Source organism: Kineosporia sp. NBRC 101731, from assembly GCF_030269305.1.
Lineage (GTDB): Bacteria > Actinomycetota > Actinomycetes > Actinomycetales > Kineosporiaceae > Kineosporia.
On record NZ_BSTC01000001.1, the window covers coordinates 1,074,120 to 1,087,671 of the forward strand.

Here is a 13,552-nt window from a genome sequence, read left to right on the forward strand (position 1 = left end):
CGACCACCCGAACGCAGGACGCCGACCCGCACGGGTCGGCGTCCTGCGTTCTTTGCGGTCCAGCGCGATGGGGGTCGAACACCTACCATTGGCCAATGGCCAGAGTTCTCTTCGTACTCGCGGTGATCGGGGTCACCATCTACGCCGCCATCGACTGCCTGCGGAGCGACGACGACGAGATACGTATCCTCCCGAAACCGTTGTGGTTGCTGTTCATCGTGCTGATCCCGCTGCTCGGGGGAGTGACCTGGATCCTCTTCGGGCGCCAGTCGTCGCCGGGCCATCAGCCACCGCGCCGGTTGCGCACCCTGGGGCCGGACGACGACCCCGAATTCCTGCGCAATCTCGATGTGCGCAGGCCGAAGCCCGACGACGGCGAGAAGAAGTAACGCCTACGGCTTCTCCGAGCGCAGCCGAAGTTCACGCGGCATGCGCAGGGTGAGCAGGTTGGTCACGTCCTGGGCCGACATCGGCCGGGCGATCGCACTGCCCTGCACGGCGTCGGCCCCGATCTGCCGCGCGCCCTCCAGCTGCTGGGCGGTCTGGACCGACTCGCAGATCACCTGGAGCCCCAGGGAGTGGCACAGCCGGGCCACGGCCCGGGGCACGTCGTCGCCCTCGCCGAACTCGTTCAGCTCCGGAGCCAGCCGTCCGTCCAGCTTCACCGCGCTGATCGGCAGCCGCCGCAGCATGGTCAGCGAGGTCCCGCCACAGCCGAAGTCGCCCAGTGCCACGAAGATCCGCAGTGAGCGCAGCATGCCCAGGGTCCGCAGAGCCTGTTCCGACTCCACCAGCTCGCCCGCGCCGACCTGGAGCACCAGGGACGAGGCGGCCAGCCCCCGGATGGCCAGCTGGGCCGCCACCTCGTGGGCGAAGTCGGGGTCTTCGAGCTGGGCGGGGGAGAGGCTGACCCAGACCTGATCGATGTTGATGCCCTCGTGCCGCCAGATCACCAGGGCGGCCAGGGCCCGGTTGATGGTCTGCAGGCCGAGCGTGACCCCCAGGCCGAGGTCGTCGGCCAGCGGCACGAAGGTGGACGCGGTCACGGTGACGCCGTCCTGCCGCCGCCAGCGCGGCAGAGCCTGCGCACCGGCGATCCGGTCGTCGTCGTCCGTCCCGCGGCCGAGGGCGAGCATGGGCTGGAAGTCGACCTCGATCAGGCCCATCCGCACCGCGTGCCGCAGTTCCTGTTCCAGGCCGGCCCGCATCAGGCTCTGGGCGCGTAGGGCGGTGTCGAACATGGCCCAGCGGCCGCGGCCCCGGCCCCGGGCCGTGCGCACGGCCTCGTCGGCCGCCTGCAACAGGTCGTCGGCGGTGGTCAGGCCCGGGGTGGTGGTCAGGCCGCCGGCGGAGATCGGGCCGGGCGAGGTGATCGGGTCGGGTCCGGAGACGGCCCCACCGAGCGAGCACGTCAGGCTGAACTCGCGGGCCCCGGCGAGAACCGGCTCGTCCAGCAGACGGCTGATCACCCGGGCCACGTCGGCGCAGGTGTCGGCGTTCGGTGGGAGCAGGTCGTCGCTGAGCATCACGGCGAACTGCTGCCGGGACACCCGGGCCACCAGAGCGTCCGGGAAGTGCCCGGCGATCCGGCCGCCCACCTGCCCGGCCAGTTCGTCGGCCGTACCCGCGCCCAGGCTGTCGGCCAGGTCGTCGAACCGGTCCACCTCGGCGAGTACCAGGCCGACGGGCCGACGGTTCTGAGGGGCGAGGGAGAGGGCGAGCGCCCCGAGCAGGCCGTCACGGTTCGGGAGGCCGGTGGCCGGGTCGAGGGACGACGATGCGGCGAGCACGGCGGCCCGGGCCCAGGCCTGGCGCTCGCCGGCCCGGGCGGCGCCGGCTGCCCGGGTGAGGCGGCGGCGGGCGGCGGTGGCGGTGATCCCGACCAGGGCGGCGACGAGTACGCCCGAGCCCAGCGCGATCTGGATGCCGACGACGGGGTGGTCCTGCGGGTCGGCCAGCAGACGCGCGATCCGGGCCGGGCCGTCGATCAGGGTGCGGCCGGTCAGGGCGCCGGTCAGGGCGATCACGCCGAGTGCGGTGACGGTCCAGCCCGCCACCGGGCCGACCAGCAGCGGGTAGGAGGCCACGGTGGTCAGGGCGATCACCAGCGACACCGGGGTCAGGGCGGGTTGGAGCACGGGCAGCGCGGCCGCGACCCCCAGCAGGGCGGTGGCGCGCAGCACCCGGGCTGCGGTGAATCCCGGCAGCAGCAGGGCCATCAGGCCGGCGAGGGGCAGGACCGAGAGAGTCAGCCAGACCGGGGGCGGCGCGGCGACGGCCCAGGCGGTGGCCGAGGCGATCAGCGACAGCACCAGGGTGAGCAGGGCTTCCGGCATCCGGCGGGGTTCGGTGGGGGATGCGGGCGACGGGACGGCCGGCTCGGGGACCGGGTTGAGAGTGGTGCGGGTGAGGACCCGGAGGTCTTCCGACGGTGCTCTCGACGGCTCCTGCGACGGCTCCTGCGACGGCGACGGCGACGGCGACTGCGACGGCGACTGCGGCGACGACTGCGGCGACGACTGCGGCGGCTGCGCCGGCTGGGGGTGGCGGATCAGCTTCGGTCCGTCGGACAGGTCGATCGCCATCGGTGTGGGCATTTCCCACTCGGCGGTGTCGCGCTCCTCCTCCTCCTCGTCGGTGCCCCGGTCCTGCGGTGTGTCCAGGGCATCCGCCGGGTTCGGCGGGTGGGCCGCCGACCTGGGCCACGGGATACCGCTTCCGGCGCGCGGGTCGGCGGGCCGGCTGACCCCGAACGTCAGGGTGTCGAAACCGCACTCGCCGGCGCGGGAGACCTGGTCGCGCAACGGGTTGGCGACGGCCATCGGTGGGGTCAGCAGCTTGGGCTGCTCGACCGGTGCGGTGGCCGCGTCCCGCCGGGTGCGACGGTGGGCCAGCCGGGTGCGCATGCGTCCGGGCCGTCGTCTCCAGCGTCCGCCGGTGCCGGGGCGCCCGGGCCGGTCGGGCCGGTCGGGCCGGTCGGGCCGGTCGACACCGAAACCACCGGCGGGCAGTGCCGTCCGGTCGTTGCGGCCCGTGGGCTCGCCGCCGCTGTTGGCCCCGAGAAGCGTCATGGTGTCCCCCTGCTGGCGCCGGATCTGCTCAGCGGGCCCCTACGGCACTCCTCACCCGGACGGGTGAACGCTGATGGCTCTGCTTCGGCAGGGAAGGGGAACGGCTTGAAGTCCTGAGCAATCCTGGAGCCGCCCTGGAGCCGGTGCAGGGCGGCCGATCGGGCCGACTACCCTGATGACGTGCACCAGGCCCTGATCAAGTACACCGTCATGCGGCTGGCGATCTTCGTGGTCGTCCTGATCGTGCTCGACCTCTTCATGGATCCGAGCGTGGTCTGGATCGCCCTGGGCGCCGGGATCTCGCTGGCGCTGTCGTACCTGCTGCTGAGCCGGCCGCGGGAACAGCTCACCGAGGCCATCGTCGAGCGCACCGAGAAGCGGCTGAACGCCAAGCACGAGGGCCTGGCCCGCTCCGACGCCGAGATCGAGGACGAGGCGGACGAGGCGGCCCGGGCCCGCGGCGAACAGTCTTAAAAACCCAGCCCGACAGCGATCAGTAGCGCCCAGACCAGACCGAGCCGGCCCGTGTCCTTCAGCGCCGGGATCAGGCCACGGCCCGTCTCGCCGGTCGTCACGCAGGTCACCGGGCCCCGGGCCAGCGGCAGTGCGAGCAGCGCGATCGTGGTCCACGGGTGCCAGGGGGCGATCACCACGGTGAGTACGAACGGCGTCGCGACCAGGAACACGTAGAACACCCGGGTGCTGGCGTCACCGAGCCGTACCGCCAGGGTGTTCTTCCCCGTCACCGAGTCGGTCGGGATGTCGCGCAGGTTGTTCGCCACCAGCACCGCGCAGGCCAGCGAGCCCATGCCGGCGGCCGCCGCGACACCGGAGGCCGAGAGGGTGGCGACCTGGGTGTACATCGTGCCGAGAACCGCCACCAGGCCGAAGAACACGAAGACCGCGACCTCGCCCAGCCCGGAGTAGCCGTAGGGGTGCTTGCCGCCGGTGTAGTACCAGGCCGCGAGCACGCAGATCACGCCGATCGCGAGCATCCAGTACTGCCCGGCCAGCACCACGAGCAGCAGCCCGGCCACCCCCGCGAGGCCGAAGCAGGCGAACGCGGCCGTCTTGACCTGCCCGGGGGCGGCGGCCCGTGACCCGGTCAGCCGGAACGGCCCGACCCGGTTGTCGTCGGTGCCGCGGATACCGTCGGAGTAGTCGTTGGCGTAGTTCACGCCGACCTGCAGGGCCAGCGAGACGATCAGCGCCAGCAGGGCCTCGAACAGTTCCAGCGCGCCCCAGCCGATGTCCTGGCCGATCGCCGCACCGGTACCGATGAGCACGGGGGCCACCGCGAGCGGGAGGGTGCGCAACCGCGCGCCCTCGACCCATTGGGCAGTGGTGGCCATGCTCAGTTTCCTTCCGGAGACCCGGGCACGGGGGTGCCCGAGAGGATCGTCGTGATCGCCGCGCGGTCGGGCTTGCCCGGCCCGCGCAGGGGGAGGTGCTCCAGCACCGTCAGCTGCCGGGGCGCCGACCGGGCGGACAGCTCGTGGGTGACCCGTGCCCGGACCTCGGCAAGGGTAGGGGCTTGCGCGCCCGGCGTGAGCACGAGCGCCGCGCCCACCCGCTGTCCCCACTCCGGATCGGGCACCCCGACCACCACCGCCTCGGCCACCCCGGGAAGGCGTTGCAGCACGTCCTCCACCGGGCCGGGGGCGATGTTGACCCCGCCGCTGATGATCATCGCGTCCAGGCGGCCGTGGACCCGCAGCCGGCCGTCGGCCCAGGAACCGTGGTCGGCGGTGACGAACACACCGTCCCGGAAGGGCGCGCCCAGATAGCCGCGGGCCAGGGTCGGGCCGCTGATCCGGATCCGGCCGGTGCCCTCGTCCAGGGCGATCCCCACCCCGTCCAGCGGCACCCCGTCGTAGACGCAGCCGCCCGCGGTCTCGCTCATGCCGTAGGTGGTGACCAGCCGGGCCCCCGCCTGCGCGGCCCGCGCCAGCAGGGTCTCGCCGACGGCCGAACCACCGACCAGGACCGCGTCGTAACGGCACAGGGCCCGCGTGGCGGCCGGGTCGTCGAGGATGCGGGTGATCTGGGTCGGCACCAGCGAGGTGTAGAGCCGACGGCCCCTCAGCCGGGCGGTGGCCCCGGCGAACCCCTCCGGCGTGAAGCCGCCGCCGAGGTCCATCACGCCCGGCGTGGTGCCCGCGACCAGCGAGCGCACCAGCACCTGGAGGCCGGCGACGTGCTGGGCGGGCAGGGCCAGCAGCCACTGCCCACCGCCGCCGAGCCGGTCGTGGGTGGCCGAGGCGGAGGCGAACAGGGCGGACGCGGAGAGCAACACCCGCTTGGGGACGCCGGTGGAACCGGAGGTGCGCACGGAGACGGCCGTCGGGTCGGCCGGATCGTCGTCGGGGCCCAGTAGCGGTACCGGTTCCTCGACGAGATCCAGGACGCCGGGAGGTGCCGGATCGGGACGTTGCGTGGGTTCGAGGTGACTTTGTGGAACTTTGTCGCTGAGGGCGAGGGCGGGTCCACTGCCCGAAAGCGCCTCCCGAAGGGCCGGTAGGACCCCCAGAATTCGGTCGTCCGCGCAGGTCAGCCGGGTTTCGAGGGTACGTGCGGAGGGCCCGGGAGTCACCGTCCCAGCGTAAGCGGTGACCGGTTCGGTCAGCGCGGCAGGTTCCCCAGACGGTCAGTAAGTGGCAGGCTGCTGCTCGTGCATTCCGTGGAACAGGCGTTGGCAGCTATCAGCCGCGCCGAACCCGAGGTGGCCGAGGACGCTCGGGCGGCTTGGGAATCGCTGACCGGGGGTGACGGCCCCGAATCGGTGACGCAGTGGCGGCTCCAGCAGTTCTGCTGGGACGAGCTGAACCGGGCCTGGATGTCGGACGGTCAGGGCCGGTGGCGGGTTGCCACGGCGCTCTCCGCCCTGCTCGACGGCCTGGGCATGCAGCGCTACGCCGGTATCGCGCGCAGCGACACCACGCGTCAGATTCTCTTCACCGGTGATCAGGCCCCCGACCGGGGCCGCACCGTGGTGCGCCGGGCCATGCAGCGCTCGGGCATCGAGCCGCCCGACACCGAGCTGCTCACCTGGGGCGCGATCATGGGCACGGCCGAGGCACAGGCCCGCGAGGCGGTGGCCGACCGGCTGGAACTGGCGGTCGCGGTCGGCGACCTGCAGCCCGGCACCCGGGGCTGGCGTGATCTGCAGGCCGAGATCACCCTCAACGTTCTGCTCTCGCCGCGGATGGACCTCTCCGGTGAGGCCCTGTACGACCAGATCCTCGACGAGCGTCTCGACGACTGGATCCGGGGCCCGCGCTCGACCACCCGCGGTGGTCTGCTCGCCCCGCTGGAGACCAGCCTGCGCGAGAACGTCGACCCGGGCATGGCCGCGCCCGCCCGGGCCCTGCTGCGCCCCCTCGACTGGCTGCTCACCGAGATCGGCGACGGCCTGGCCCTGACCGCGGCCGGCTACCTGCCGCCGCGCACGGTCTCCCGCGCCCTCGACGAACTGGGCTGGCGCGACGAGCTGATCGGCCCCGCCAACCGCGAGGTCGACGCCTACCCGGTGCTGGTGCTCCGTGAGACCGCCCAGCGTCTGGGCCTGTGCCGGCGCCGCGCCTCCCGTCTCACCCTGACCCCGAGCGGCCGGGCCGCGCTCGCCGACGGCCGCACGCTGTGGCAGGCCGTGGCCGCCGGTCTGGTCGGCCCCGAGCACTCCGCCCTGGCCGTGGCCTGGGAGGTCGTGCTGGCCGTGCTCGCCCCGGGCGACGTGGTCGGTGAGGAAGACGTGCGCACCCTGGTGCAGGCCGTCATCACCGAGTCGGGCTGGCGGGTGGCCGGGCGCCGCACGCCGAGCGAGTCCGACACCAGCGCGCTGTTCTTCGCGGTGCTGCGGGAGCTGCGCTGGATGGAACTCGTCGAGGAGTCCGGCGCGCTGCTGGACCGGCAGCTGCGGGCACGGGCGGGTGCGGCCGACCTGTTCCGGGCCGCGCTGCGACACCGGGTGCTGCACCGCGACATCGTCCCCTTCTAGTGCGGCGACCACGAAGGCTGGCCACCTCCTCGTTCGTGATCAGGTAAACCTTCCCCGGGGAGGTGGGGGCACCTTCCGGCCGAAGGCTGGGGGATTGCCTGATCACGGTGAGTTGGTGGCCACCGCACCTGGGCGTGTGGGGGAAGTCCATGCCTCCTGCGGGGCACCCGGTGAGCCGTCATGACACGTCCGGCGTGGCCCCGGGGAGAACCACCACGAGCCGGCTCACCGGGCACCTCCGCAGCTCACGGCGTGATCCGCGGGACAGACCCTAGAATTTACTCAAGAACTCAGGAAGCTGTTCCGGCGGAAGCGGTCTGGCGAACCAGTAGCCCTGGCCGGTCTCACAGCCGATGTCGCGCAGCAGATCGGCCTGGGCCTCGCTCTCGATGCCCTCGGCGGTGGTCTGCAGCGAGAGGATCCGGGCCAGGTCGACCACGGTGCGCACGATCGCCAGGTCTTCGCCGACGGTCTCGATGTTGTCGATGAACGACTTGTCGATCTTCAGCTTGTCTACCGGGAAGCGTCGCAGGTAGGACAGCGACGAGTAGCCGGTGCCGAAGTCGTCGATCCCGACCTGCACCCCCAGCCGCCGCAGCTCGGACAGCTGCGCGGTGATGCCCTCCGGATCTTCCATCATCACCGTCTCGGTCAGTTCGAGCGTGAGGGCGGAGGCGGGCAGCCCGGTCTCGGCCAGCGTGCTGATCACGTGCTCGGGCAGCCCTCCGTCGGAGAGCTGACGGGCCGAGACGTTGATGTTGAGCCCCAGGTCGACGTGGGCGTGACGCCGCCAGGCGGCCACCTGACGGCAGCTGAGGGCCAGCACCCACCGGCCCATCTCGATCACCGAGCCGGTCTCCTCGGCGATCGGCACGAACACGGCCGGCGAGATCATCCCGCGCTCGGGATGACGCCAGCGGATCAGCGTCTCCACCCCGAGCGGACGACGTGCGGCCAGGTCCATCAGCGGCTGGTAGACCAGCTCGAACTGGCCCTCCGACAGGGCGCGGCGCAGGTCGCCCGCCAGCTCCAGCCGGTCGCGGGCGTCGGCCTGCATCTGCGGTTCGAACACCACCGCCCGCCGTGAGCCGGTCTTCTTCGCCCGGTACATCGCCAGGTCGGCTTGCCGGAGCAGCTCACCGGTCCCGGGCTGGGCCGGGTCGCCGTGGGCCACACCGAGACTGGCGGAGACGAAGAGGTCCCGCCCGGACAGTCGCACCGGCTGGGCCAGCGCCGCGGTGATCCGCTCGGCCGCCCGCAGGGCCGCACCCGGGCCGCGGGTGCCCTCCATCAGCACCGCGAACTCGTCACCGCCCAGCCGGGCCACGGTGTCGCTCTCCCGGATGCACTCACCCAGCCGCCGGGCCACCTCGGCCAGCAGCTCGTCGCCGGCGCTGTGCCCGAGGGTGTCGTTCACCGCCTTGAACCGGTCCAGGTCGATGAACAGCACGCTCACCTCGGAGATCTGGGCGTCGTGCCCGCCGTCGGCCGACAGGGCCTGCTGCAGCCGGTCCAGGAACAGCGAACGGTTGGCCAGACCGGTCAGCGAGTCGTACGACGCCTCGCGGATCGCCTCCAGCGTGCTGGCATCGTTCAGGGCCAGGCTGACCTGCTCGGCGAACGCTCCGAGCAGGTCCTGACGCCAGTCCTCGGGACCGAGCCGGTCGGCCGCGCTGGTCACCAGACTGCCGATGATGCGGCCGCTGACGTGCACCGGGGCCGCGATCAGGGTGACGCTCTCCAACGCGCCGTCCAGCTCCGTGACCAGCTCGTTCGCCGCAATCGCGGCCTCGGCCATCCGCAGCACCGCCTCGTCGGTGTCGGTGCCGGACCGGTGCCCGCTCACCGAGGGGATGTTCGGCCGCCCGTCGCCCTCCGGGTCGCGCAGCACCAGGGCCACGAAGGCGCCCTCGAGCATGCCCGAAGCGCCCTCGGTGACGGAGTCCATCACCATCTGCAGCGGCACCCGGTGGGCAATGTCCCGCTGGATCGCCAGCAGGGTCTCCAGCAGGCGCTCGCGCTGTCGCACGGTCTCCAGCAGCCGTTCGCGCTGCTGCCCCTCGAGCTCGGTGTGCCGCCGGGCCAGGGCGTTCTCGAACGACACGGCCAGCTGACCGGCGATCAGCCGGACCGCGTCCAGCCGGGACGGCGAGAAGGCGTTGCTGTGCAGGTGGTTCTCCAGCACGAGCACCAGGCGGTTCTGCCCGCCGGAGCCGATCGGGACCACCATCAGTGCGCAGCAGCGCAGGTTGACCAGGTGCTCGTCGGCGCTGAAGCGGTCGTCGCGGGTGGCGTCGGCGACCAGCAGGGGTTCGCCCGTGCGCTCGGCGTACCGGAAGGCCGACACCGGAAAACCCTGGTCCGGCCCGGTCCGGCGGCCCGGCACGGTCCAGTCCCCGTCGGCGTCACGGATCAGGATCGTCACGTCGGTGGCCCCGGTCATCGCGGTGAGCACCTCGACCACCCGGGCGTGCAGCTGATCGAACCCGGTCTCCCGGGCGACCGCCTGGGACGCCGACAGGACCGCGAGAAGGTCGACGGGGTCGCCGGTCTCGGGTACGACGACGGCGTCCACGGCGGACGGGTCGCGTTCGGGCAGGGCGGTGCGCAGATGGGGGTGGCGCCGGTGCAGCTGTTCCACCTTCGCGCTCGCCCCCCAGACCGCGTACGAGTCCCGGGCCAGGGTGAACATCGCCCGGGCGCCGTACGCGTGGCCGTGCGCCTCTCGGAACATCCCGGCGCGCTCCAGCACGGTGGCGCGGTGCCAGCCGCGGTTGGCCGGGGCGTGCAGGATCGCGTCGTCGAAATGCTTCATCGCGGCCGGCAGGTCGTCGTCGGCCCAGGCCACCTCGGCGTCGATCCAGGAGACCAGGTGGCCGAAGGTGGCGGGCAGGTCGGCGGCGCGAGCGGCCAGCCAGTCCCGGCCGGCCGCGAGCCGGTCGCGGGAACCGGGCCGGCGGGCCAGCGACAGGGTGTTCAGCAGGTGGGCCTGGGCCGCGGCGTAGGTGCTCTCCAGGAACACGAACGTCTCCATGACCCGGTCGATCTCGGACCGCAGGGTGGCGTCGTCACCCATCACCGCGGCCCCGGTCGCCCGCAGCAGGTGCCGGTTCACCCGGGCGGCGGGCGTGGCCGGTTCCGGTGCCCGCACGACCTCTTGTCCCTGCAGCTCCTGCGCCAGCTCGCGGTAGCCCACGATCAGCTGCCGGGCCTGTTCGTTACTCATCCGGGAGGCCAGGGCCAGACCCTGGTCGGTGATCGCGAGCAGCCCGGTCAGGTTCGGGGTGAAGTCGAGCAGGCTGGAGCACAGCGTGCTGTAGCTGAACGCCGCCGACTGTGGTTCGCCGCCGCGCAGCAGCCCGGACTCGGCCTGCTGCAGGTCGGCGATCGCCGTCTCCAGCGGCTCGAACCAGGGCCGGGCGGTGGCGCCGCAGAGAAACCGGGCGTGCGAGGTCTCCGGCTCGTAACCTCGCTCGGCGCTGACCGTCAGGACCCGGCGCACCACGCGGTAGCCGGTGCGGAAGTCGCCGGCCCGGCCGATCGTCAGCAGGGCGGAGTGCGAGAGCGACTCCACCAGACCCCGGAGCGGGCCGTGCTGCGCCCACATCTTCCAGCCGGCCAGGATCAACCAGCCGAGGAGGTCGTGGTCGGCGAAGTAGGCGGTGTGATTGAGACGCCGCAGCACATCGGCGCGGGCGAGGACGAGCGGGTCGTCCGTGGCCGGTCGGAGCCGGTCACCGGCCACGTCGTCGGCCTCGGCCCAGGCCGTGAATCCGGGTAGCCCGGCCTCGACGAGGCCGGGCAGCAGCTCCTTCGCCGGCACGTCCAGACCCAGCCGGGCCAGGTGCGAGCGGCCGAGGTCGATGGCCTCGGCCACCCGGTCCCGGTTGGTGAGGGCAGCGATCTGCAGGCACACCGACTCGTTCAGCCGCAGCGGGTCGTCGCAGCGCCGGCGTACCGATGCGAACAGCTCGTCCATGACGTCGAGCCGCCCGAGCCCGTACAGGGTGGCGTGGCGTTCCAGGTCGAGCCGCAGCCGCAGCTCCTCGTCGGCGGGGTCGTGGCGGCCGGCCAGCAGGGTCTGCGCGGCGGCGTAGAACCGTTCCGCAGAGCCGGGGTTCGTCACCCGGATCGCCGAGCCCGCACGTTCCAACAGGTCGGCGGCCCGGCGTTGCTCGGCCGGATCGGTGAGTTCGGGCAGCGCGGCCACGTACTGGGCCGCGGCGGTGGTCAGGTGCCGGGGGTCGGACGAGAGGCGGTGCGCGACGGTGAGGTGCAGCATCAGTGCGGCCACGGCGCCGGGGCCGCCCAGCCGGTCGCGCACCAGCTGACGGCTGCGCTCGTGCCGGAACCGCACGGTGGCGTCACCCTCGGCCTCCCCGGTGGTGGTCACGATCAGGCCGTCGGCCAGGGCGGGCCCGAGCCGGTCGTCCAGCTCGGCCACCGACATGCCCGCCGCCGTGGCCAGCACCGTCAGCTCGCTCTTCTGCCCCAGCCCGGCCAGCACCTCGAGCACGGCCACCGTCTGGTCGGGCAGGCCGCGCAGCCGGGCGGCCAGCAGGTCGCCGCTCTCGCTGCCGACCAGCCGTCCGTTCACCGCGATGGTGTCCCAGGTCCAGCCGGACTCGCCGAGTCGCAGGGCACCGTCGGTGCGCAACGCGTTCAGCAGCTCGATCGTCTCGTACGGGTTGCCCCGGGTGCGGGCGCCGACCACGTCGGCCAGCCGGGCGGCCTCCCGGCGGTCCAGTCGCAGCATCTCGCCGAGCATCCCGGCCAGGTCGTCACGGCTGAGGTTCTCCAGGCGGACCGCCGGGGGCCAGAGCCCCAACTGGGTCCAGCGCGGTATCAGCATCCCGACGGAACCGGCCGGACCGGCCGGACCGGCCGGACCCGTCGGACCGGGCGTCTCGTCGTCGCGGAAGACCCCCACGACCAGCAGCCCGTCGATGTCGTTGCCCGACAGCACCGCGTCGAGCAGACCCAGCTGGAACGGGGTGGCCCACTGCAGCGAGTCCAGCACCATCACCATCGGCCGCTGTCGTGAGGCGGTGGCCCGCAGCACGTCGACGGCGCCCTGCCGGGCCCGGCTCTGGATCTCCAGCGGGTCGCCCAGCGGTGGGTCGCCGGTCACGCCGAGCACCGGTGCCAGGTCGGGCACCAGCCCGGCCATCAGGGAGGCGTTGCCGCCGAGCATGCGGCGCAGTCGCTGACGCTGCTCCAGCAGGGCGCTCTCCGGCTCTGCCAGCAGCAGCCGGCCCAGCGACCCCAGGGCCTCGACCACCGCGTCCGACCGCAGGTCCGCCTCGGCCGCGTCGAAGGTGCCCGCGATGAACCAGCCGCCGGCCGCGGCGACGACGGGCCGGAGCTGATCGACCAGGGTGGTCTTGCCCACCCCGGCCCGCCCGGTGACCAGCAGACCGCCCGTGCCGCCGGCCCAGACCGTGGTGAAGGCCGACCGCAGACGGGCGATCTCGGTGTCCCGGGCGAACAGCCGGGCCGGGCCGGTGAGCTGGTGCGGGAAGTCGTGGTCGCCGAGCACGAACGGGCGGATCGTCGCCATCTGCCGCCCGGCGTGACCGCCACCGGCCGCGACCATCTCCTGGCGCAGCCGCTTCAGGTCGTGCAGCAACCCGGCCGCGCTCTGGTAGCGCCGGCCGGGCTCCTTCTCCAGCAGCTTCGCCACGATCTCCGAGAACGGGCGGGGACAGGCCGGGTTCATCATGTGCACGGGTGTGGGCAGCCGGGCCAGCTGGTCGCGCATCAGGCTCAGCGCGTCGCCCTCGCCCCGGCCGAACGGGGGCCGGCCGGTACACAGCTCGTAGAACACCACCCCGAGCGCGTAGAGGTCGGCCCGCTGGTCGACCGGCTGGGCGGTGCGGCCGGTCTGCTCAGGAGCCAGGTAGACCAGGCGGTCGATGATCGAGTTCGAGTGCGAGTAGCCCGGCTGCTCGCCGGAGAACAGCGTGGCGCGATCGAAGTTGACGATGATGGGCCGGTTCTGCGGAACGCTGAGCAGGATCACCTCGGGACTGAGATCGGTGTGCACCACGCCGCGCTCGTGGATCCGGGTGATCAGCGTGGCGAGGTCCACCGCGACGTCGACGAGGGCCGGCAGGTCGAGGTGCCAGTCGGGGGAGCGGGTGAGCTGACGCAGCGAGTTCCCCCGGAAGGCCCGCACCTGGTAGATCGGCCCGGTGACCTCGCCGACCAGCTGGGGCACGCCGTTGATGCCCCGCAATCGCTCCATCACCGCCGCCGAGTGCCGCGCGCGCAGGGAGGCGTTCGAGCCGTGCAGCTCCCGGCGGATCACGGCGTCCTCACCGGTGCCGATCCGGGTGACCCGGCCGTACCGGTCGTCGTACAGCAGCACCTCGCCCGGGGTCGGCCCGGTGGGCGCCCGCTGTTCCGGAACGGGTCCCTCGGCCCGGGTGTTGTTCCCCGGTTCTGTGTTCGTCATCAGTCGTGCCTCGCAATCCCCGTCACC

At 72.8% G+C, this 13,552-nt stretch carries 7 protein-coding genes; 3 read left to right on the top strand and 4 right to left on the bottom strand.

What is annotated here, in order from left to right; genetic code table 11:
* The first annotated feature begins 95 nt into the window (after positions 1-95).
* Positions 96-389: a PLD nuclease N-terminal domain-containing protein gene (locus QSK05_RS04705; RefSeq protein WP_285594258.1), complete on the top strand. Its 294-nt coding sequence runs from the start codon at positions 96-98 to the stop codon at positions 387-389.
* 3 nt (positions 390-392) lie between these two features.
* Here QSK05_RS04705 and QSK05_RS04710 read toward each other — a convergent pair whose 3' ends face one another.
* Entirely contained in the window at positions 393-3,071 is a 2,679-nt protein-coding gene (locus QSK05_RS04710; RefSeq protein WP_285594260.1) for an EAL domain-containing protein, read from the bottom strand.
* Between the two features lie 180 nt (positions 3,072-3,251).
* On the opposite strand from QSK05_RS04710, the gene QSK05_RS04715 reads away from it, so the two are divergent.
* On the top strand, positions 3,252-3,545 hold the full coding sequence (locus QSK05_RS04715) for a DUF4229 domain-containing protein (RefSeq protein ID WP_285594263.1): 294 nt from the start codon (positions 3,252-3,254) through the stop codon (positions 3,543-3,545).
* On the opposite strand, the gene QSK05_RS04720 is transcribed toward QSK05_RS04715, so the two are convergent.
* Positions 3,542-4,423, bottom strand: coding sequence for a 1,4-dihydroxy-2-naphthoate polyprenyltransferase (locus QSK05_RS04720; protein WP_285594265.1), 882 nt, complete (start codon positions 4,421-4,423; stop codon positions 3,542-3,544). The two genes, QSK05_RS04715 and QSK05_RS04720, sit on opposite strands and share 4 nt — an antisense overlap.
* 2 nt (positions 4,424-4,425) lie before the next feature.
* A complete protein-coding gene (gene menE, locus QSK05_RS04725; RefSeq protein ID WP_285594267.1) occupies positions 4,426-5,664 on the bottom strand; it encodes an o-succinylbenzoate--CoA ligase in 1,239 nt (412 codons plus the stop codon).
* A 78-nt stretch (positions 5,665-5,742) separates the two neighbouring features.
* On the opposite strand from menE, the gene QSK05_RS04730 reads away from it, so the two are divergent.
* Positions 5,743-7,068, top strand: coding sequence for a hypothetical protein (locus QSK05_RS04730; protein WP_285594269.1), 1,326 nt, complete (start codon positions 5,743-5,745; stop codon positions 7,066-7,068).
* A gap of 271 nt (positions 7,069-7,339) precedes the next feature.
* Here the strand turns inward: QSK05_RS04730 and QSK05_RS04735 are convergent, their stop codons facing one another.
* On the bottom strand, positions 7,340-13,525 hold the full coding sequence (locus tag QSK05_RS04735; protein ID WP_285594271.1) for an EAL domain-containing protein: 6,186 nt from the start codon (positions 13,523-13,525) through the stop codon (positions 7,340-7,342).
* Positions 13,526-13,552: the final 27 nt, after the last annotated feature.